The organism is Polaromonas sp. P1_E3 (genome assembly GCF_056405935.1).
On sequence record NZ_JBFUBD010000551.1, the window covers coordinates 1 to 1,490 of the forward strand.

2 protein-coding genes are annotated in these 1,490 nt (G+C 59.6%); both read right to left on the minus strand.

Annotated elements, in window-relative coordinates; genetic code table 11:
- Window positions 1-1,076 (minus strand): AMP-binding protein (locus tag AC1D0Z_RS21570; protein WP_477660199.1); only part of this gene is annotated, 1,076 nt, incomplete at its 3' end.
- A gap of 75 nt (window positions 1,077-1,151) precedes the next feature.
- Window positions 1,152-1,490: DUF8198 family protein (locus tag AC1D0Z_RS21575; protein ID WP_477660198.1), on the minus strand; the 339-nt coding region annotated here is incomplete at its 5' end.

Genomic DNA, 1,490 nt, shown 5'->3' on the forward strand with positions numbered 1-1,490 from the left:
GGGCAACCTGTTACCTGTAACCAGTGTTTCGCCGTGCCTTCCGATGCGGCCATGCCGCCGGCTTGGGAAACGCAAAGGGTCGAAAAGTCCACCGTCTTGAACTGGGGATGTTGAAGCAGTGCATTAAAAAGCGTATTGACGGCCGGCAACATGTGAAACGGCCGCTTCTTGAGGACTTCGATAAAACGCCCGAAGTCCCGAGGGTTGGGAATGAGCGTCAGGTGCGCACCCCAGCGGATAGTCAGCAGGCAAAGCGTCAGCGCAAAGATGTGATACAGCGGCAGAGCGGCAATGTTGTTGGTTCTGCTGACATCACCCACGCGCGCCAGCGCAGGTGTAAACCATGCTTCCGCCTGCAAAATGGCCGCCACAATGTTGCGATGCGTCAAGACGGCGCCCTTTGACAAGCCGGTGGTTCCGCCCGTGTATTGCAGGAACGCAGTGGAATCGAGCGTGGCCTGTGTGGGCCTGAGGGACATGCGGCTGCCTTCGGCAACGGCGCGATTGAAGGCTGTCACGGTGCGCCCGTTTGCCAGTGGCAACTTGTAGGCGGGCACCAGTTTCGCCAGATGGCGGACGGCGAAGGTGATCCATTGGCCATACCAGAACCCCAGCAAATCCCCCATGGATGCCATCACGACATTCTTTACCGGGGTGCGATCGATCACCTCGGCCAGCGTCGCTGCGAAGTTCTCCAGGATGACAATGGTGGTGGCTCCGGAGTCGCGTAACTGGTGCTCCAGTTCCCGGGCGGTGTAAAGCGGATTGACGTTGACACAGGTATAGCCCGCCCGCAGGATTGCCGCCATGGTGACCGCGAACTGCGGAACATTGGGCAGCATGATCGCCACCCGCGCACCGCTCTCAAGGCCCAGGCTTTGCAGCCAGGCACCCAAGGCCGCCGACAGATCGTCGAGCTCTCCATACGTCATCCAGCGGTCCATGCAAACCGAGAACGGCTTGGCTGCGTTCTTCCTGAACGATTCTTCCAGTAGATGATTCAGCGAGCGGAACTGTTCCGGATCGACCTCGTGTGGAACGCCTGCGGGATAACTTTTGAGCCAATGCTTGTCCAYACACACTCCTTGTGGCTCATTGTGTAAGCCGTGCAATGGAATCCGCATGGGGCTTGTCCTAATGCCGGCGCCTCATCAAGGTCCTGCAGCCAGTAAATGCGCCAATCTGGTCTCGCAGGTGACAGCATCGTCCGCGAACAGGCTATGGATCCAGGCCGTCTCGCGGTCCCTGATCAGCCGCAGGAATTCGTCGGCCCCGCGCATATTGGCGAAAGCGTCAAAGCCGGTTTCCAGAAAATGCTGCAGGGAGTTGAGCCCCGCTGCCGCGGCCGGCCCTCGCATCATCTTGAGCAGCGTACGAAGACCGAACATCCTGGTCAGGCGATTGAGTTCTTCGCCAAGGTGGAGGACGACCTCAAGCTGCCGGGTCCGGGCGGCCGCATCCCCAACCCTTCGCCAGCAGCGGATATATCT